The organism is Blautia liquoris, from assembly GCF_015159595.1.
Lineage (GTDB): Bacteria > Bacillota > Clostridia > Lachnospirales > Lachnospiraceae > Novisyntrophococcus > Novisyntrophococcus liquoris.
In genome coordinates this window covers 113,098-131,217 of record NZ_CP063304.1, presented here as the reverse complement: position 1 = coordinate 131,217, position 18,120 = coordinate 113,098, and the positions used below count along the sequence as shown (strand labels likewise).

At 40.9% G+C, this 18,120-nt stretch carries 17 protein-coding genes; 4 read left to right on the top strand and 13 right to left on the bottom strand.

The features are described from left to right. Positions 1-31 precede the first annotated feature (31 nt). The 4 genes from INP51_RS00655 to INP51_RS00640 are packed head-to-tail and all read right to left on the bottom strand — an operon-like array spanning position 32 to position 3,054. Positions 32-1,207: an ABC transporter permease gene (locus INP51_RS00655; protein ID WP_193735850.1), complete on the bottom strand. Its 1,176-nt coding sequence runs from the start codon at positions 1,205-1,207 to the stop codon at positions 32-34. Then, positions 1,200-1,904 (bottom strand): ABC transporter ATP-binding protein, encoded by a 705-nt coding sequence (locus INP51_RS00650; RefSeq protein WP_193735849.1) that lies wholly within the window; start codon positions 1,902-1,904, stop codon positions 1,200-1,202. The genes INP51_RS00655 and INP51_RS00650 overlap by 8 nt, the downstream gene beginning before the upstream one ends. Then, positions 1,889-2,605 (bottom strand): hypothetical protein, encoded by a 717-nt coding sequence (locus INP51_RS00645; RefSeq protein ID WP_193735848.1) that lies wholly within the window; start codon positions 2,603-2,605, stop codon positions 1,889-1,891. The genes INP51_RS00650 and INP51_RS00645 overlap by 16 nt, the downstream gene beginning before the upstream one ends. Then, the gene (locus INP51_RS00640; protein ID WP_193735847.1) at positions 2,602-3,054 is read right to left on the bottom strand and encodes an RNA polymerase sigma factor; all 453 of its coding nucleotides are present in this window, start codon (positions 3,052-3,054) and stop codon (positions 2,602-2,604) included. The genes INP51_RS00645 and INP51_RS00640 overlap by 4 nt, the downstream gene beginning before the upstream one ends. Positions 3,055-3,315: 261 nt before the next feature. Here INP51_RS00640 and INP51_RS00635 point away from each other — a divergent pair, with 261 nt between their 5' ends. Then, positions 3,316-3,753, top strand: a complete 438-nt coding sequence (locus INP51_RS00635; RefSeq protein WP_193735846.1) for a helix-turn-helix domain-containing protein — start codon at positions 3,316-3,318, stop codon at positions 3,751-3,753. 75 nt (positions 3,754-3,828) lie between these two features. Here INP51_RS00635 and INP51_RS00630 read toward each other — a convergent pair whose 3' ends face one another. The 4 genes from INP51_RS00630 to INP51_RS00615 form a co-directional block, all read right to left on the bottom strand. Then, the gene (locus tag INP51_RS00630) at positions 3,829-5,244 is read right to left on the bottom strand and encodes a C40 family peptidase (protein WP_193735845.1); all 1,416 of its coding nucleotides are present in this window, start codon (positions 5,242-5,244) and stop codon (positions 3,829-3,831) included. A gap of 203 nt (positions 5,245-5,447) precedes the next feature. Continuing rightward, on the bottom strand, positions 5,448-6,536 hold the full coding sequence (locus INP51_RS00625) for a BMP family lipoprotein (RefSeq protein ID WP_193735844.1): 1,089 nt from the start codon (positions 6,534-6,536) through the stop codon (positions 5,448-5,450). A 101-nt stretch (positions 6,537-6,637) separates the two neighbouring features. Next, complete coding sequence (gene dapF / locus INP51_RS00620; RefSeq protein ID WP_193735843.1) at positions 6,638-7,474, bottom strand: diaminopimelate epimerase; 837 nt, start codon at positions 7,472-7,474, stop codon at positions 6,638-6,640. A gap of 18 nt (positions 7,475-7,492) precedes the next feature. Then, positions 7,493-8,278: a polysaccharide deacetylase family protein gene (locus INP51_RS00615; protein ID WP_193735842.1), complete on the bottom strand. Its 786-nt coding sequence runs from the start codon at positions 8,276-8,278 to the stop codon at positions 7,493-7,495. Between the two features lie 139 nt (positions 8,279-8,417). On the opposite strand from INP51_RS00615, the gene mscL reads away from it, so the two are divergent. Then, positions 8,418-8,912 carry a large conductance mechanosensitive channel protein MscL gene (gene mscL, locus INP51_RS00610; protein WP_207736889.1) on the top strand — a complete coding sequence of 165 codons (495 nt, stop codon included), beginning with the start codon at positions 8,418-8,420 and terminating at the stop codon, positions 8,910-8,912. A 72-nt stretch (positions 8,913-8,984) separates the two neighbouring features. On the opposite strand, the gene INP51_RS00605 is transcribed toward mscL, so the two are convergent. After that, positions 8,985-9,713 carry an NAD-dependent protein deacylase gene (locus INP51_RS00605; RefSeq protein WP_193735840.1) on the bottom strand — a complete coding sequence of 243 codons (729 nt, stop codon included), beginning with the start codon at positions 9,711-9,713 and terminating at the stop codon, positions 8,985-8,987. Between the two features lie 122 nt (positions 9,714-9,835). Between INP51_RS00605 and INP51_RS00600 the strand changes: the two genes are divergently transcribed. Then, the gene (locus INP51_RS00600; RefSeq protein WP_193735839.1) at positions 9,836-11,572 is read left to right on the top strand and encodes a S8 family peptidase; all 1,737 of its coding nucleotides are present in this window, start codon (positions 9,836-9,838) and stop codon (positions 11,570-11,572) included. A gap of 38 nt (positions 11,573-11,610) precedes the next feature. Here INP51_RS00600 and INP51_RS00595 read toward each other — a convergent pair whose 3' ends face one another. Both INP51_RS00595 and INP51_RS00590 read right to left on the bottom strand, forming a co-directional pair. After that, positions 11,611-14,070, bottom strand: coding sequence for a hypothetical protein (locus INP51_RS00595; protein ID WP_193735838.1), 2,460 nt, complete (start codon positions 14,068-14,070; stop codon positions 11,611-11,613). Between the two features lie 351 nt (positions 14,071-14,421). Beyond that, on the bottom strand, positions 14,422-14,820 hold the full coding sequence (locus INP51_RS00590) for a hypothetical protein (RefSeq protein ID WP_230406842.1): 399 nt from the start codon (positions 14,818-14,820) through the stop codon (positions 14,422-14,424). A 144-nt stretch (positions 14,821-14,964) separates the two neighbouring features. On the opposite strand from INP51_RS00590, the gene INP51_RS00585 reads away from it, so the two are divergent. Then, a complete protein-coding gene (locus tag INP51_RS00585; protein ID WP_193735836.1) occupies positions 14,965-15,834 on the top strand; it encodes an ABC-2 transporter permease in 870 nt (289 codons plus the stop codon). A gap of 41 nt (positions 15,835-15,875) precedes the next feature. Here the strand turns inward: INP51_RS00585 and INP51_RS00580 are convergent, their stop codons facing one another. Together INP51_RS00580 and INP51_RS00575 are read right to left on the bottom strand one after the other, a co-directional pair. Further along, positions 15,876-17,039, bottom strand: a complete 1,164-nt coding sequence (locus tag INP51_RS00580) for an ABC transporter substrate-binding protein (protein WP_193735835.1) — start codon at positions 17,037-17,039, stop codon at positions 15,876-15,878. A gap of 91 nt (positions 17,040-17,130) precedes the next feature. After that, positions 17,131-17,829, bottom strand: coding sequence for an RluA family pseudouridine synthase (locus tag INP51_RS00575; protein ID WP_193735834.1), 699 nt, complete (start codon positions 17,827-17,829; stop codon positions 17,131-17,133). Positions 17,830-18,120 lie beyond the last annotated feature (291 nt).

Below are 18,120 nucleotides of genomic sequence, written 5' to 3'. Positions count from 1 at the left end.
TGTCTGCCTCCTCCATCTGCAGCAAGTAGTTCTATCTTGCTCCAACCTGATATTTCATATATATTCTTTTTCCAATTACTAAGGTCAAAAGAGTAATAAGCAGATATACGATCGGAGCAATTTGAACATTGGTTACATAGTATCCCAATATAGAAACCAATCGATCATCCCATAGTTCCCATGCTGCCAGTAAATTTGTTGGAAGCAAATCATAAATCTGCGAAGCACTGCGAAATTGATAGGGCACATCCATCAACATTGTTAAAATCATAAAACCGACAGGAATGGCCATAACTGCCACACTGTTTTTTAGTATCTCTGATAAGAACATAATTACAGCACTATATAGGATGGCTACGGCTATCAATAGAAACAGCAAAATTACAACAGATGCACCAACACTTATATTCCATGAACATAATGGAAATGCAATTTGAATTGCTGCATGGAAACCATCTGCTCCATAGATTAATATACTTGCGGCAGCAGTAACTCCAAAGAATAAAAGTGCGGTCGTTACACCAAATGTTATTCCCGCAAGTATTTTTACAAAATACAATTCTTTTCTTCCGTATTTGCTGCATAAAATAATCGCATCTGTTTTCCTCAAATGTTCCACGGAAAATACATTAGATAGACAGATAGAAAGCATAAGCAGCAGCAGATAATTGATTGTATAGGCAAAGTCCCATAAATTACTCCAACCATCTGTATATTCAAACGTAAAGGGTGTCTTTATCTTTGCATCCCTATTTCTCCAAATGTCCCTCTCCTTCTCTGTCAGTTTCTGGTCTGTACGGTTTTGAGAAATCTGATGCTCACGTTCTTCATATAATTCTTCATATAGTTTATCAAAATAGATTTCCGAAGTCATACTGTCATTGCCTATGATTTTAAGCATATAAAAATAAATAGGTGCATATTTTTGCATACTTTTCGGTTTCACATTCGTGGTTGATTCTTTTACTTTCTGCTGCAGCGTATGATCAATTACGGTTCCAGATAAGTCTCTCGCATTTTCTTGATTTATCTTCATCCTCTCATATGCACTCACTTCTTCTGCTCCGTAAGAAGTTGAATTAGAGATCAAATCACTCAGGCTAAGAAACACACATAGCAGCAGCATTATACCACCAACAATCCAAACAATCTTTCTATTAAAAGTTTTTTTCAACTCATAGACATAAAGTGTACCTATTTCATTCATATACATTCTCCTCAAACTGTTTCAAATAAAATTTTTCCAGATCCCCCTGACTTTCATCCCATTTTCCCTGATAAATGAACTGTCCGTCTTTCATCATCAGTATGGTATCCGCAATATGCTCGATATCTGAAACAATATGAGTCGATAAAATAACAATATTTTCTTTCCCAATTTCAGCAATCAGATTTCTAAAACGAACACGCTCTTTCGGGTCAAGCCCTGCCGTTGGTTCATCTAAAACTAGAAGTTGCGGCTGATTCAATAGAGCCTGTGCAATTCCCAGCCGCTGTTTCATTCCACCTGAGTAGTTTTTTATCTTTTTTCCTGCCTCTTCCCGTAAGGACACCAGCTCCAATAATTCATTCGCTCTGTGTTTTGCCCGCTTTTTTTTTATCCCCTTTAATGCCGCCATATAAAGCAAGAAATCCATTCCTGTAAAGTCAGGGTAATATCCAAAATCCTGTGGTAAATATCCAATCTTTGCTCGATATTCTTCTGTAGACACATCTAAATGATCCAACGTAACCGTTCCGCTGTCTGGCTTTAAAACACCGCAGACCAGTCGCATCATTGTTGTTTTTCCTGCACCATTCGCACCGAGTAAACCATATACACCTTGCTGTAATTTAATTGAAATACGGTCTACAGCAATTTTACTATGATATTGCTTTGTTAATCTGTCTATAATAAGTTCCATATCAGTTCCTCCGTTTGTCTTATATCCTTTTTTAGTTCCCTTATGCTTAATATAATTAGAATTATCAATATCAGTATCCAATTTAGAAGGTACTTTTCCTCATATACGATAGGAAAAATAGTTTGCACAAAGAAATTAATTCCGCTAATACATGCTGAAATTCCTATACATACATACATGGACTCTATCACCCGAACTTTTCTAGTTACCCAAAGTCCTATCGTTATGGTCAGAAGATAGGGAACAAGTAAATACAGACCCGTCTGCAGAACGGATGCAACATTATAGAAAGAGCTCAGCGGAATCAGAAACAGCAGCAGTATCAAATGTAGTACTCCTAAAATCCCCATTCGGGCAAGTACAACACTTTTTAAAGAAAATTGAGCGGCCATTTCTAGTTCGGACATCATATAGATGTCTGAACGGATATTTTCCGTGATTACAGACACTGCAGCAAATGGAATGACTGTAGAAACTATTCCCAACACGTCATTTTTCAGAAAATAAGCTCCAAACAGCGCGATACAAACAATAAGCGTAGAACTCCACCAAACATGTTTTGGAAGATATTCAGCCTGTGTCAGCATGAAAGATATCATACTGGTTTTAGGTTGAGGAATGGTTTTTAAAAATTCGTTTTTCCGTAATGGCATTGGCGGCTCAAATGCATTTTGCAGAGCCTTTTTAAAATTTTTCTTCATTTAAAATCTTCCTCTCTTAATATATTTTGAAGTTGTTTTATTGCTTTTATCGTTTTTCGGTAAACTGTGAATCTTGACATATGTAAAATAGAACAAATATCAGACACCCCAACCTCATTTGCATATCTTAAGAGCAATAATTCCTGTTCCTCTCTGCTAAGTTCCCTCAATGCCGCCTTCACGACAATTCCTGTCAGCATGTCATCTTCCATATCCTCTGATGGCAGTTCGTCTGTCAAAGGTTCCTCCTTACTTTTCCGATAGGCATCGACACACAAATGATGAGCAATCGTATATAGATAGCGCAGCTTTTTCCCCCTTTCACAATATTCTTTTTGCTCCAGGAAACGAAGGAAGGTTTCTTGCGTAATATCTTCTGCCATTTGCTGATGATGAAGCTTAAAAAAACAATAACGATATATCTTGTCATACTCTTCCTCTAAGTCCATATGTAAATTTGAAACCTCCTTTCACTATGATTAACGTTTTTATCTGCCTAAATGTGCGATTATTTTTATTCTAACCGCTACACAGATTATGTCAACATAGACATCTCTGCTTTCTGTTTTTCTCCTTCAGATTCATATAGCGTTTTAGTTGTAAACGTGATACAATCATGAAAAATATCGAATGTAAAAATGCGTTGCTTGCCGCAACGAATGTATATAGATTACTATAAAGACAGAAAAGACAGAAAAGGGGACATTATAATGTTTGCTGAAAATCTTAAAACGCTCAGAAAGGCAAAAGGACTTTCGCAAGAAGAACTTGCTGTCCGCTTGCATGTAGTCCGTCAAACCATATCCAAATGGGAAAAAGGATTGTCCGTTCCAGATGCAAGTTTACTGATTCGACTTTCTGATATCTTCGAAGTATCCGTTAGCGAACTGTTGGGTTCAAAAATAGAAAATGAGACAGAAATGGATGCCGTAGCGGAACAACTCTCTAAAATCAATGAGCAACTTGCAATTAAGAACCGTCGTTCGCGGCGAATCTGGAAAATAGCTGCAATTGTATTTATTTCTTTTATTCTCATCAATTTTCTGCTTCTGGCACTGAACATATCTGCTTTCAGCCTCTACAAATCTGATTCTGGCGTTCGGGTTGATGTAACAGAAGATAAACCTGACGAAATACCCGATCTTTAAATTTCCCGTACATTTAAAAGTGGCTGCCGCATTAAGCGACAGCCACTTTTATTTCAATTATGTATTAAGTTCTAATTATCCAATGACACGTCTCACAGCTACAATCGGCTGGTATGCCGCATTCGAAGTGATCTTGATTCCGCCTGCCGGATAAGGTTTACTGTTGGAAGCATGTACAATTGCACCGCCGCCCATGTAGATGGCAACATGTCCGCTGTAGCAAATAATATCTCCGGGTTGTGCCTCTGCATAAGAGACTCCACGACCGGCACTTTGCAGTGCTCCCGACTGACGAGCCACATCATATCCAAAGTGTGCATACACCAGATGTACGAATCCTGAGCAATCGGTACCGCCTGTCAAGCTGTTGCCTCCCCATACATATGGGTTTCCTATAAACTGAGTTGCGTAACTTACAATTGCACTTCCCGATCCTGAGCCTGTACTTGGCGCCGGTTTGCTGTTTCCGGAATTGTTGGCCGGTTTGCTGTTTCCGGAATTGTTAGTCGGCTTACTGTTGTTCTTGTTTGATGAGCTTCCGGAGCCATTGGAGGAATTATTGTTTTTCGCCGGTTTCGTTGTTCCGGCACTTCCGCCATTTGATGAACCTGAGTTTGTATTTGCTGTTGGCTTTGCAGATGTGCTGGTGTTTGATCCGCTGCCGGCATTAGAAACAGATGAAGTTTCTTCGGTGTTATTAGAAACCTGTGCTGCTGCATCTTCCGCTGCTTTTCTTGCAGCTTCTTCTGCTGCTGCCTGTCTCTGCTGTTCTTCGACAAGTTCCTGAATCTTTTCATTCTGCTGGCCAATCAAATTCTGGTATTCCGATGCTTTCTGATTCGCTGAGGCGATCTGATTGTCGTAGTCCGAGGAACTCGCTCTTTTTTGTTCCAGAAGATTTTCCAGACTTTTCTGTTCTTCTTCCTGTCCTTCTTTTAAGTCAAGCAGTTCTGTCTTGTCATCATCCAGCTTTTTCCCGAGATCTTCGACTTCCTGTACGACATTAGCATATTCTGTCAGTTTCTTCTCGTCATAATCATACAGATCCTGTGTCTGTTTTACGTTACCGAGCATATCACTGATATTGCCATTCTCTAAAAGAGTGGTTGCCCAAGCACCATTTCCGCCGTTCTCATATAAATACTGGATTCTCTTCTTCATGTCAGAATACTGCTGATCACGGTCTTTTTCAGCAGCTTCCAGCTTAACCTTCGTCTCTTCGATTTCCGCTTCTTTTTTAGCGATGCTGTCTTTTAATTCATTCACGCTGGCAATCGTCGTAACCAATTTCGCATCTAAGTCATTAATCTCGCCTGTCAACTGACTTTTCTTGCTTTCCAAGGCATTAATCTGTGCTTTTGTATTCGCCAGCTGACTGCTTGTCTGTTCTTTCTGCTGTTTTACCTCGTCGATTGTATCTGCACCTACGACCATCACTTGTGCACATCCAAGCGCTACAGCTAAGCTCATAGCCAATACTTTTTTCTTCATTTTCATTCCCCTTAAAACAAAATACTAATTGATTTGTAACATTTCCGAAACATTTTTTCGATTCTTTCTACATACTAACACATATTCCGGGAGGATGCAACCCCAAGATTTAAAAAATACTTAATAATTGAAACTGCCCCGAGGTTCTTTGTTTTAAGGGATAAAATGATGTTTTTTATTATGTCTGACTTAGTTATATGTAATTATTTTTCCAAATTTACTGTCACATTTTCGATCTTATATTTTCTTAAATTTTTAGTAACATCTACTGTTTTTACTTTTCTGCTGCCGGATTTTAATTCTTTACAGAGTTCATCATATTTTTCAGGAGTAAACGTATGAAACGTAGAATGGTCAAAATCTATATATACTCCGTCTGATCCCACTTTGACTGTCTGGGCTTCTCCGCCCGGATATTCTTTCTCTTCCATATGATTTAAAACTTTATAGATCGCAGAACCATAATTATAGCTGATACAGGAGAGAACGTTTGCGGAAAAATCATTTAATATATTGTCGACTGTAATCACTCTTCTTCCTCTTGCAGATGCTGCTTTCGCAATAGCGTTTAAGATAGAGTGGTCACATCCGAAGATTACCTGGCATCCTTCGTCATACCAGGATGCTGCCGTCTGCTCTACCTGTGGAGATGCCAATGTCGTTCCCAGAAATCCATAGCGAACGACAATCTGATCTGCTTTTAGACCCATCTCTTTTGCGGCATCATTTGCCCCCTGTACAAAACCGGATCCATAGTACATCGTACTGTCATCTTTTTCTCCGCCCATGAACCCAAGATTCGTATTGCCTTCCCAGACCGCAGAGTATCCTGCCAGATATCCACTTTGTTCTTCAGAGAATAACACAGCATGTGTATTTCCCCTGAGCTTCTCCTTTTTGCTGTCCGCAGCATGGGGCAGCCCATTCAACAGGATAAATTTTACACTGAGATTATCCTTCTGCCTGTTGTACACAGCTGTCTCAAACTCTTTACCCGGACAGATGATTACCTTTGCACCGGCCTCAAGAGCAGTATCAATTGCCTCCTCATATCCTTTTGTATTCTGCTCCTTGGATGCAACAGATGTATATGTCTTATTACTGTTTTTCGTAAATTTCTTTACTCCTTCTTCAGCCGAATTCATTGAGGCCGAGTCTTCTGTTTGCATTCCATTCGTGATAAGCACAATACTGGCATTTTTATTCTTGCATGCTGATAAGAGAAAGGTCCCCGTCACAGCAAATAACATACAGCTTCTTTTGATTATTTTTTTATATTTATGTATATTCATACTTTTCCCCTTTTAAGTCACTACATTAATTATAAGGACTTATGATAAAGAAAGAAAGTACAAAAGTCTTAAGTTTCTGTTACATCTCCTGGGCCAGATATTCACAGATTGATCTCACCACTATAAACGATCGTTGCCGGTCCCGTCATGTAAACTGTATTTTCGGCATGATCCCAGAAGATTTCCAGGTCTCCGCCCAAAAGCTTTACCTTCACCGGACTATCCTCTACCCAGTGGTTTGTGATGGCAGCCACTGCGGCGGCACAAGCCCCGGTTCCGCACGCATAGGTTTCTCCGGATCCTCTCTCCCATACTCTCATCTGAATTGTATGTCTGTCCAGCACTTTGACAAATTCCGTGTTAACACGATCCGGAAAAGATTCCATTTTTTCAAATTTCGGACCTGTCTCTTCGATCTTCAGATTCTCCAGCTCTTTTAATGGGACAACCGCATGAGGATTTCCCATGGAAATGCAGGTCATATAATACTCTCTGCCCTCCACTGTTACAGGTTCTCCAATCACTTGGTTCGTCTCGCTAAGAACAGGTATCTTTTCTGCCTCAAATACCGGCTCCCCCATGTTGACACGCACTTGTGATACCTTTTCGCCTTCAACAGTAAGTTCAAGGTCTTTGATTCCACTTTTTGTGGCAACCCGAATATTTTTTTGATCTGTAAGCCCAAAATCATATACATATTTCGCCACGCAGCGAATGCCATTACCACACATTGATCCTTCGGAACCATCCGCATTATACATTTCCATCTCAAAATCCGCTGTCTTAGAAGGCTTTATCAAAATCAGTCCGTCCGATCCAATTCCAAAATGTCGGTCGCTCACCTTAATTGCTGTCTCAGATGGATCTTCCACCTTCTCTTCAAAACAATTCACATACACGTAATCGTTGCCACATCCATGCATCTTTGTAAATTTCATCCTTATCACTCTCCATTTTCATTCGTAGTATTCATTTCCAGTGTTCCCGGTATTTTCAAGTTCCAACATCTTCGAAACAGCTACTGGTTCATATCCCTGAGCAAACAGAGTGTCTGTCACCGCACTCAATGCATCTGCCGTATACCTCGCATCCGTTCGAAAGCGGATAATTGACCCATTTTGCAGATGTCCATTCTCCATCACTGTATGTACAATGGAATCCGATCCGTAATTTTTCCAGTCCATGCTGTCAATATCCCACTTGACACTGTAGTATCCACATTTTTTTGCATTTGTTATAACCGTCCTTTCATATCCGCTATATGGCAGACGCAGCAGATTCATCTCATATCCTGTCAAACTTTTTACTTTGTTTTGTACACTCAAAAGATTACTCTGCAATTCTTTATATGTCAACTGATTCATGATTTCTGGATTATCTCCATATATCCCAAGATCATGTCCTCTGCGGCATATTTCGGATATTTCCTCCGGATATCTGTCAATCCATTCTCCCGATGCGAAGAATGTAGCTTTTACCTGCCGGGAATCCAGAACGTCCAATATCTTCTGTATCCCATCATGATTTCCTCCCACATCAAAAGTAAGAGCGACGTATGGTTCTTCGGCTGTGACATGATAGATCGGCATATCCATCTTTGCGATATGACTGCTTGTTACAGTAACCTGGCCAGGCAGATATCGAATTGCATCTATCACACAAGCTGCCATCAGGAAAACAGCAAACATCATAAACGAAAACTTTCTAATTAAAGCAGGTGATTTTCCAGGATGATCTTCCATATACTGACCTCAAATCTGATGTTATTACTATTGTATCCATTTACAGAATGTCCTTATGCAAGTATTCCCTATACATCTTGACATCTTTTACCATATGGACTAAACTATGATCAAATACATAAGAAGAAGGGGGATTACCATGGAAAAGAAGGGATTTATCGCCGAATTCAAAGAATTCATCATGCAGGGTAACGTTATGGATCTGGCAGTCGGTGTTATCATCGGCGGAGCCTTCCAAAATATTGTCAGTTCTCTGGTGGCCGATATCATCATGCCTCTTATCACGATGGTCACCGGAGGCGTCAATTTTGAAAACTGGTTTATATCTTTGAATGGTCATCACTATGACACACTTGCCGAGGCTGCTGCTGCAAAGGCTCCTACCTTAAATTTCGGAGTGTTTATCACCAGTATTCTTCAATTTTTAATTATGGCTCTGGTTATATTTATGCTGATCAAAACACTGAACAAAATCTCTGCCACAGCTAACCATGTCAGAGGAATCGAAGAAGAGGAGGAAGATACCACTAAAATCTGTCCTTACTGCAAGTCGGAGATTGATATTGAAGCGACACGCTGCCCTCATTGTACTTCTATATTAGACGATACCAGGGCAGAAGTTCATCCTGAATAAGTCACAAGAAAGGATACAGCCTGCATAACTGGCCCCGTAAAGGCGGGGCACTCACAGGCTGTATTTTTTTCTTTAATCTGCCAGTTCTTTCAGAATCTGTGATATATCTCCTTTTATTATATAATTTGCCGCATGGTCATTGACCGTTGTTTCCTGATTAATCAAAATCAATTTCTTTTTATCATAATATGCGAGAAGTCCTGCCGCCGGATAAACAACCAGAGATGTCCCTCCGACGATCAAAATATCTGCATTCGACACTGCTTCAATTGCCCGCTGATACACGTTTGGGTCAATTGGCTCCTCATATAATACAATATCAGGTCTCACCAGTCCTCCACATACATCACATCTTGGAACATCTGTCGACTGATACACCAATTCTGCTGAATATTCCTTTTTACATTGCATGCAGTGGAATCTGTTGCTGCTTCCGTGAAACTCAATTACGTTTTTCGAACCGGCGGCCTGATGGAGTCCATCAATGTTTTGTGTGACCACGGCGGTCAGTTTGCCTTCTTTTTCCAGTTTCGCCAATGCTTGATGTGCATCATTTGGCTGGGCTTTAGGGTAATATAAATTATTCCTCAGATAATCATAAAAATAATCTGGATGTTTTATGAAAAAGGTATGGCTTAACATATACTCCGGTGAATAATCACTTCCCGCTTTCCGATTATACAGACCCGTCGCTGATCTGAAATCTGGAATTCCTGATGCAGTGGACACACCTGCTCCGCCAAAAAACACAATATTGCTTCCTTCCTGTATGATTTTTTTTGCCATCTCAAAGTCATTCATAACTCTGCTCCTTTCTTTTTCCCTATCATCATATCACAGATTCAATTCTATGAAGCACAGATCTTGCGATTCCTTCATACCCTGATATTAGGGTATCATATCTCAGATAAAAGGAGTCTTATATGCCTAATCAGAAAATAGAGAATCTTTTAAACCTGGCACTTGAAGCCACCCCCGAGGAAAGACGAAAATCATACATCTTAAATATCGGTCATAATGTAGAGCGTGACACCTGGGAGGTCATCGTAAACTACCAGGGAGATATCAGCTTTCTCGAGCAGGAGGGAATTGTCATCACCCTACTTCTCGGCAACTATGCAATTCTTATCGTCCCGGCGGATCTTGTGGACACGGTGGCTCTTCTTCCTCAAATTACCTACATGGAAAAGCCCAAACGTCTGGCCTTTGCTGCCTATCCGGGAAGAGCCGTTTCCTGCATAAATCCGCTGCAGCAGAATGATGTCAATGGACTTTTTGGAAATGGCGTTCTGGTTGCATGTATTGATTCCGGAATTGATTACACGCATCCGGATTTTCGCAATGAAGACGGAACAACGCGAATCTTGCGTCTCTGGGACCAGACAATCCAAACAGGTCCTGCTCCCGAAGGATATAATATCGGAACAGAATACACGAAGGAACAGATTGATGAAGCCTTATCAGGAGATCCGACTCTTGTTCCAAGTTCAGATCCAGGCGGCCATGGGACAGCAGTCATGGGGATCGCAGCCGGAAATGGCCGTGCATCAGAGGGCGTCTATGCTGGGGTAGCTACGTTAAGCAGTCTTGTCGTCGTCAAATTAGGAACCCCCGCTCCCAATGACTTCCCCAGTACCACTCAGCTGATACAGGGCATCGATTACTGTGTCCGTCTCTCACTATCTCTGCAGATGCCCATAGCGATAAACTTAAGTTTTGGTAATAACTACGGATCTCACAGCGGTGATTCTCTTATTGAAAACTATATTAATACGGTTGCCAACCTCGGACAAAATGTCATCTGTATCGGAAGTGGAAATGAGGGGAACACTGCTCTGCACACTGCGGGGATTCTTTTGCCGAACTCTTCTACTCTCGTTGAATTCAGTGTCGGAGGTTACGAACCCGGACTAAGTATACAACTTTGGAAATATTACGTGGATGAATTCGACATTTACCTGATTCATCCAAATGGAACCATCGTTGGGCCCGTCAATCCGGTATCGGGAACGCAAAGATACTCCCTTCCCGGAACTGACCTGCTTGTCTACTATGGCATGCCTTCCCCCTATTCCTTCTCACAGGAAATTTTCTTTGATTTTCTGCCTGGAACCAATCAGAATTATCTGCCTTCCGGAATATGGACCTTCCGTCTGGTAGCAAGAAGAATCGTCGAGGGTTCCTATAATCTCTGGCTTCCAAGTGGTGGATATGTCGGAACAAGCACTCGATTTCTCACTCCGTTTTCGGATTCGACACTGACCATACCATCTACGGCACTCCGTGCGATCACGGTTGGCGCCTATGATTCCCGCCTGCTGACTTATGCTGATTTTTCCGGCAGAGGCTATACCAGAATTGTACTTACAGTCAAGCCGGATATCGTCGCACCCGGTGTAAGAATCACCGCTCCGAGTTCTTACGGCGGAACTTCTTATGGAGAATTTACCGGAACATCTTTTGCAACACCTTTTGTGACAGGCAGTGCTGCTCTTATGATGGAATGGGGAATCATTCGCGGAAATGATGCATTTTTATATGGAGAAAAGGTAAAGGCTTATTTACGACGTGGAGCTCGAAGTCTTCCTGGCTTCGATATTTACCCAAACCCTCAGGTTGGATATGGTGCACTCTGCCTTCGGGACAGCATTCCATTATAAAAAAAGAAAGAGCTTCCCTTCGAAACTCTTTCTTTTTTCTATTTTTTATCCCTGTAACTGATAAAGATATTGCCTGCAGCACCAAATTCGGCGGTACTGTCATTCATTCCCTTCGCATATACCTTATTTTCCGAAGTATCGTAGAGCCAGATGTTATATTGATCATATCCCACAATCAGAGCACTGCTGCCATCACCGGTCCTGACCATCACAGGATACCCAAGACTGATCTGATATAGTGCACTTGACAGACTGCAGCCGCTTAAGTTCATCACCTTATAAGAATCACCCAGAGTGTTCTGGATCGTGGCTTCATCCAGCGGAGCCGAAAGCAGTTCCTGCGGAATGCCGCCCACGTCAAGTTTCCTGTTATCCGGCTGATTCCCTCTTTCCCATACATACTGCTGTTTTCTGTTCAGCACAACTCCCACATTCTGGTCAGCTTCTTTTATAGCACTTCCCACTTTGGATGTCACATCCAGAAGCCTTCCCCTTCCGTACACATAGTACTCATCGGTCTCCTGTTTCGGCACATCTATCGTAAGCGTCGGCAGATTTTCCTCATCAATAAACTTTGTCTGCAGAACAAGCAGATTTCTAGTCTTTCCGACCTTTGTAAAAACAAGACTCACCTGCGTTCCCTTTCTCTCGCTGACACTCATCTTTATGCTGACTGTTTTATCTCGATCCATCAGATTGTTCATAATATGATCATTCGCTGCCGAAACAAAGGAATTACCCTCTCTTGTGGCTCGCACAAGTTCCATGAGGCCCTCCTGAATATTAACCTGGGTCACATAGACACCATCCTGCTGGTACTCTTTGATGATCTCATCATCAAAATTCCGTATATATAGATGATTCATGGCAAATGTTACATTTCCGGCAGCATCGCTTAGAATATCCTGATCATTGGCAACACCATATACCAGATCTTCGTTGATAAAACCCAAAGCTTTAATCTTCTGTCCATCCGGTGCTGATATAGACAGTGTTTTTCCGGTCTCCAGACTCAACGCCGTGATATGTGTCGATTGGTTCTCGTCCATATCATCCATCCACGCCACAGATGCCTGGCTCTTTGAAATCACGAAGCAGTCGGATGCAATCTTGTCTTTTACGATCTTATAGCTGCCATTTGTCAGATCGACCTGATAGAGATTTCCCTCTACATAAAGATACAGCTGATCTTTCTGGCTCACATAGGACAGAATCGACAGGTTCTGCTTTAAAAATTCATAGGAATTACTGCTCGGAATAAATAATTCTTCCTGCGTCACATTTCTCTCTGCATTATAGTGATAAACAGCACTTCCAACCTTTCCCTCATGTACATCTAAGTTCATGTATCCGTAGACAACATATGAAATATCTCCTGTCTCTGATACGCGGACAATCTTAACATCATGTTCCATGTTTACGGCTCTCTCATCGGTGTCACCTGCTTTGGTTCGAAAGCCAAATATCTTCGTACATTTATTGGCACTCCTGTTGTAAGACCAGAGGTCACCATCCACCACAAAGGCTACGATATCTGCACTCTTATTACTTACATACTGCACATCTTTTCCAACAACTCCAAGACTGATTCCGGTGCTGGTAATTACCGGAAGGTTTGCATCAAAAATCTGAGTAGCACTTCTTTCGAAATCCAGCAAAACTACACGAGACTGTGTATAGCGCATGCGGTAAAACTCACTGACACTATAATATTCTGTATTATTATCTGTGTCCTTTGCGCTGATCGTGTATTGCTGCGTTACACTTAACGTATTTTCATTCGCTTCTTTAATAACAGGAACCGCTTTATTAACAATCTTTGGAGCCAAAGTTCCCCATGTCAGCTGATCAAAGTTGGAATGTATCGTGACATTATGAAAGCTGTTGTTCGAAACAGTCTCATCTGGTTCCAAATAAGTAGTCAGTTCACCTGCCGCGTCCTTCTTCATACATCTCTCATAGAAATCCTGTACAAATTTTAGATATATGTCTGTGTTAACCCCTGCTCTTTGTACAATTCTTGTATAATAATAGACTGGATCCGATTCTCCCTCAAGAGATAGGGAAAACGTAAGCAGGTACTCCTGATTCATAAGAAGCGGCGGATCTATCTGAAAGGAAGCTTCCTTTAAATTGTCTTTATCTTTCAGTCCATTTATTCTGGCATTCCCAACCAGTTTTGAACCATCTGCCGATGTTATTTCATAAGAAATATTTTTAATTTTTCTCCCATATGGATTCACCTGCAAAGTCATATTCTTGTCTGCCGAAAGTGGAGTAAGACTTTCCCTCATAGTCGTTCCATCCATCTTTTTTTTGTAGCCAAACATACGGTTTACAGAAGAATCTCCAAGCTTAATATATGCTGTGGGCAATGTCGATGTTTCAAAATCTCTCGTGTTTTTTTCTTTATCTCTATTAAAATAAAATGAAAATCCCGCCAAAGATACAATAAAAATGGCCAGAAGTGCAATAAAACGAACAGCACCTTTCTTCATAGAACGTCTCCCTAATAATTTTATCAATAACCCCTGTAAAATAATTCAAATCTTATGTCAACTGTGTAATGAATCTATTATCTATTGTAATCGCTTTCGGTTCACAGAGCAACAGAAAAATGAAAATTTAAAATTGTTAAAGGTTTTGTAAAGGTTTCATACTCGCGCAGGTCTGTAAACTTTCAAGTTCTGACCCGACTGACGGATTACTTCGCACTTTGTGCTTATCTATCTTCGCTCTGCTCCGGTCGGTGCTAAACGAACATCTTTCTCATGTTTGTTCGGGTCCCAAGGTCATGCTTTTTCATACAAGCATGAAACGCAGGACCTTTTGACCCTGGTATCATCATGTTAATAATAGTAATAATTGCGATGTCTGCGGTGCCTGCACCTTCTACAGAACATTTCGTTAAACAATAGTACCCTGATCAAATCTCTGACTTCCGGATTTCTTCTGCGATCCATCGCCTGCATCTCATCAGAATCTTCATTCTCCTGACTCAAATATCTGTTTTCAATTTTTCGGCAAAGGTTTTCCATCATCAATTTGTCCGGATATTCGTCAAACATCATGCTCCCGTCATACTCCATCTGATCACATTCATCTTCCACCAACTGCTGAATTTTGGCACACCTTTTGGAATAGTAGGTTTTCATCTTCTGCAGATCTTTTTCATGTTCCTGTTCCTGTTCCATTCCGGCATACAGCGGATACGCTGCATAAAAGGGCAGGGGCTTCTCTATATACATGCACATACTCCAATTTTGATATTTCTATAATATATGCGTAAGGATAAGTCATTGTTCTGGAATCCCTTTTTATCACTTGCCAAATTGTTAAAAACATTATAGAATAATCCATGACACTAGCAGATACATAAAGGAGAATCACGAATGGACAGTATCAACAATATAGGCACAATATTCGGAAACTCACAATATATTACTGATTTCTTTACCACTTATGCCTCTTATCTTGTCGGGGCAGCTCTGGTATTTTCGCTGCTCAACTGTTTTTTCGGCTATGCCCTAAGAAAACTCTGGAGCTGCATCTTTGGCCTGCTTTTAGGACTTGGTGCTGGAATATCGCTTGGACTGTATTTTAATCTTGGCCCTGTTGCCAGCCTGGGATCTGCCCTCGCGGGAGGATTGATTTTCACTGTCCTTTCTTTTCTGCTTTACCGAATCGGAATATTTTTTCTCTGTATCGGAGTTGTGATATTCACACTATTTCAACTATTTCCAACGCCAACCTTCAGTGCAATCTGTGGCTTCGTCGTGTTTGGAATTGCAGTAGGATTTCTTGCCATTGTGAAAGAACAAATTATTGTGAGTATCATAACTGCATTATATGGGGCCGTAGGTTCCGCGAAATCAATTCTTGACCTGGCCGGACATAAAAGTCTTTTGTTCACCGTTCTTCTGGCTATCATACTGGCTGCTCTTGGAGTTTCTTTTCAGCTGAAATTATGGAAAAAGAAGAAAAAACATGGAGGAAAGATCAGAAAGAGAAACATGAAAAAGAGAAGTAGGAAAAAGATACAACACCAATACCGGCCAAAACCTACATCTCAGACGGAGATTAAACCTCAGCCCTCTCGGCCTGACGACACTATTTCTGATAAAACTAGGATTGTCGATAAACCCTCCCGGCCTGATGACTCCAATTATACAGTTGATTTATCAGATATACGGTCCGAAATATCCAGAGAAATCCAGGATATCTACAACGAAGAAAGTAAAGATCAGCAAAATCCCAAATAAAGGCACAAAGAGTATGTCCGTTCCCCAGACATACTCTTTTACTATTTATATAAGTATTGACGATTTTCGGGCAGGGTTATATTTTTATTGTCAATCCACTGATATCCCGAACTGATGTAAGTATCTACCGGAAGATGTGATGCCAGTCGGGCCGCAGCAACCATAGATGCATATCCCATCCCATATGGATTCTGACAGATCATCCCATATTCCTTTCCGTCTTTCACTGCTTTCTGCTGTGTTTCTCCAGAGTCAAATCCTATAAGCTTTACTTTATCATTTTCAGTCTCCTGCATGGCATCCATGACGCCGACTGCCATGTTCTCATTCGTACCAAAATATCCTGACAAATCCGGATGATCTTTTAGTACTCCAGATACGATTTCTTTTACTGTCTTGTCTTCACTCTCATAAGAAGTTTCAATGATTTTAATATCCGGATGATGATTCGTCATCTCTTCTGTAAATCCCTTTACACGATCAATACTGCTTTGGGCAGTAGCCTGATGTGCCATAACAGCGACTTCCCCGATGTTTCCAATTGCCTCACTCATTTTTTTTGCAGCTTCTGCACCTGCATTATAGTTATTCGTTGCACATGCTGATGCAATCAAATTATTCTCCACACCTGAATCAATAATCACAACTGGTATTCCATTTTCCTGAGCTGTTTCCAGCTGTGCATTGCAGGACTGCATATCTATGGCCGAAAGACAGAGAACTGTCGGATTATCTGCCAATACTGCATCTATAATATTAATCTGTGAATCTATGTCTGAATTATTTGCAGGCCCTTCAAAGGTTATCCTCACCTTATCATTTCCTGTATAGCCCAGTTCCTCATTTAACTTCTTAATGGCTGCCTCAGCGCCTTTTTTCACATTGTTCCAATAACTGGAATCTATTCCTTTGGCCACTACAGCAATATAAGTACCCTTTTCTACAGGCAAGTCCTTCATTGTTGTATAATCAGCGGTCAATTCCTGGGAATTTGAAAGAGTGACTTTTATTTCTTCTTCCGGTTCTTTTGTTGGTTTCACAGTTTCTGTTGACTTGACAGCTTCACTTGGAGTTGGAGTCTCTGTTACTACTGGCTCCTTTGTCGGTGGGGTAACCGGTTGTCGATCTTCTTTTTTGCTTCCACATCCTGAAATAAAAACTGCCAGAAGAAGTGCTGCTGCTCCCGTGCTTCGTAAATACTTCATTCCTCAATATACTCCCTTTCTGATTGTCTTCCTAGTATGATACTACAATTTTTGTTGTAAAGTCTATATTGACATTTCACATATTTTCTTATTATTCTCTTAATTTTCCCAGGAAAGGATGGAATACTATATTTTCAGGGCTGACCTGAAATTTCAATTCTTTGTTCGTGACTGGATGGAAAAATGTCAGCTTGTATGCACAGAGTGCCAGATTCTCACCGTCTTTATACTCTTTATTGTATTTCCTGTCACCACAGAGGGGCATTTTGGCATGCGCCATCTGTACTCGAATCTGATGATGACGTCCTGTTTTCAGGAAAATCAAAAGAAGAACCTTTTCGCTTTTTTTGTCTTTTTCCAACGTCTTATAGCTAAGTATCGATCGTTTCGCACCGGGTACATCCTTCTGGGTAACTACAGATCTGTTATCCCCCTTACACTTTACCAGATAATTATCCAACGTTCCTTCCAGCTTTTCCGGTTCGTGGTCAGTGACTGCAAGATATTCTTTTTTAATCCGGCCCACTGCCAGCTGAGCATTCAGCTTCCGCGCAGAATCAGAATTCTTTGCGAATACCAAGATTCCCTCTACCGGCTGATCCAGCCGGTGAATCACAGCCAGATATGGGATTGTTTTCTTTTGTGATTTTTTAAGTGCAAGATAATTCAGCAACAGATGTTCCAGATCCATCTGCCCAGCACGTGAATGCTGTACCGGTACCCCTGCATGCTTTCTGATTACCAGGATATCTTCGTCTTCCCACAATATATCTTTTAAATCTAAATTCATCTATTCTTCTCCCCGTACCACATGAATAGTATGGAGCATGTTATTCACTTTGTCAATAAAGTTTTTTCATAACATAACGACAGCCGTCATACCAAAATTCATCGATACGACGGCTGTCTACTGATTTCCTTTATTCAATTATATGTTTCTCTTTCCAGAGCAGTGTATGCTCTTTATTTATATTTTTTATAGTTTCTTCCCTGCTTCGTAAGTATTAACTTTTCCTTTCACCAAGTCTGCTTACTTAGAAATTGTTCCATATCTATATTGATAAGCAAGAGTTTTGGTACA

Bases quoted from the DNA above. Each gene is read 5' to 3' on its own strand.
- INP51_RS00575 (WP_193735834.1), bottom strand. From the start codon at position 17,829: ATGAATTTAGATTTAAAAGATATATTGTGGGAAGACGAAGATATCCTG.
- INP51_RS00655 (WP_193735850.1), bottom strand. From the start codon at position 1,207: ATGAATGAAATAGGTACACTTTATGTCTATGAGTTGAAAAAAACTTTT.
- INP51_RS00615 (WP_193735842.1), bottom strand. From the start codon at position 8,278: ATGGAAGATCATCCTGGAAAATCACCTGCTTTAATTAGAAAGTTTTCG.
- INP51_RS00645 (WP_193735848.1), bottom strand. From the start codon at position 2,605: ATGAAGAAAAATTTTAAAAAGGCTCTGCAAAATGCATTTGAGCCGCCA.
- INP51_RS00595 (WP_193735838.1), bottom strand. From the start codon at position 14,070: ATGAAGAAAGGTGCTGTTCGTTTTATTGCACTTCTGGCCATTTTTATT.
- INP51_RS00600 (WP_193735839.1), top strand. From the start codon at position 9,836: ATGCCTAATCAGAAAATAGAGAATCTTTTAAACCTGGCACTTGAAGCC.
- INP51_RS00650 (WP_193735849.1), bottom strand. From the start codon at position 1,904: ATGGAACTTATTATAGACAGATTAACAAAGCAATATCATAGTAAAATT.
- INP51_RS00605 (WP_193735840.1), bottom strand. From the start codon at position 9,713: ATGAATGACTTTGAGATGGCAAAAAAAATCATACAGGAAGGAAGCAAT.
- INP51_RS00580 (WP_193735835.1), bottom strand. From the start codon at position 17,039: ATGAAGTATTTACGAAGCACGGGAGCAGCAGCACTTCTTCTGGCAGTT.
- INP51_RS00625 (WP_193735844.1), bottom strand. From the start codon at position 6,536: ATGAATATACATAAATATAAAAAAATAATCAAAAGAAGCTGTATGTTA.
- INP51_RS00630 (WP_193735845.1), bottom strand. From the start codon at position 5,244: ATGAAGAAAAAAGTATTGGCTATGAGCTTAGCTGTAGCGCTTGGATGT.
- mscL (WP_207736889.1), top strand. From the start codon at position 8,418: ATGGAAAAGAAGGGATTTATCGCCGAATTCAAAGAATTCATCATGCAG.
- INP51_RS00635 (WP_193735846.1), top strand. From the start codon at position 3,316: ATGTTTGCTGAAAATCTTAAAACGCTCAGAAAGGCAAAAGGACTTTCG.
- INP51_RS00640 (WP_193735847.1), bottom strand. From the start codon at position 3,054: ATGGACTTAGAGGAAGAGTATGACAAGATATATCGTTATTGTTTTTTT.
- INP51_RS00585 (WP_193735836.1), top strand. From the start codon at position 14,965: ATGGACAGTATCAACAATATAGGCACAATATTCGGAAACTCACAATAT.
- dapF (WP_193735843.1), bottom strand. From the start codon at position 7,474: ATGAAATTTACAAAGATGCATGGATGTGGCAACGATTACGTGTATGTG.
- INP51_RS00590 (WP_230406842.1), bottom strand. From the start codon at position 14,820: ATGTATATAGAGAAGCCCCTGCCCTTTTATGCAGCGTATCCGCTGTAT.